General features: G+C 65.5%; 1 protein-coding gene. It reads left to right on the plus strand.

All coding sequences use genetic code 11. The features are described 5' to 3' along the window. A partial coding sequence (locus tag EN749_RS36875) for a substrate-binding domain-containing protein (protein ID WP_145991226.1) occupies positions 1 to 600 on the plus strand: 600 nt, incomplete at both ends.

The following is a 600-nucleotide window of genomic DNA, read 5'->3' on the forward strand; positions in this document are numbered from 1 at the left end:
CGATGAAGCCCTGGGCGCCCTGGGCGCCGAGGACGGTGAGAAGCTGATGTCGGCGATCGACAATCTCGGCGCCCAGGGCGCCCAGGGCTTCATCGTCTGCACACCGGACGTGAAGCTTGGCCCCGGCATCGTCGCCAAGGCCGCCGCCAACAATCTCAAGCTGATGACTGTCGACGACCGTCTGGTCGGCGCCGACGGCAAGGCGCTGGAAGACGTGCCGCATATGGGCATTTCGGCCACCAAGATCGGCGAAGCCGTCGGCCAGGCGATCGTCGACGAAATGAAGGCACGCGGCTGGAAGGCCGACGAGGTCGGCGCCATCCGCGTCTCCTACGACCAACTGCCGACCGCGGTCGACCGCGTCGAAGGTGCCATCTCGGTGCTGAAGGCAAACGGCTTCAAGGCCGAGAACATCTTCGACGCGCCACAGGCCAAGACCGACACCGAAGCCGCCCTCAACGCCGCAACGGTCGTGCTCAACGCCCATGCCGACATCAAGAAATGGGTCTCCTTCGGCCTCAACGATGAGGCGGTGCTCGGCGCAGTGCGTGCTTCCGAAAGCGTCGGCATCCCCGCTGACAGCGTGATCGGCGTTGGCAT

Origin of the sequence: Mesorhizobium sp. M7A.F.Ca.ET.027.02.1.1 (assembly GCF_004022985.1) — a bacterium.
Classification (GTDB): Bacteria; Pseudomonadota; Alphaproteobacteria; order Rhizobiales; family Rhizobiaceae; genus Mesorhizobium.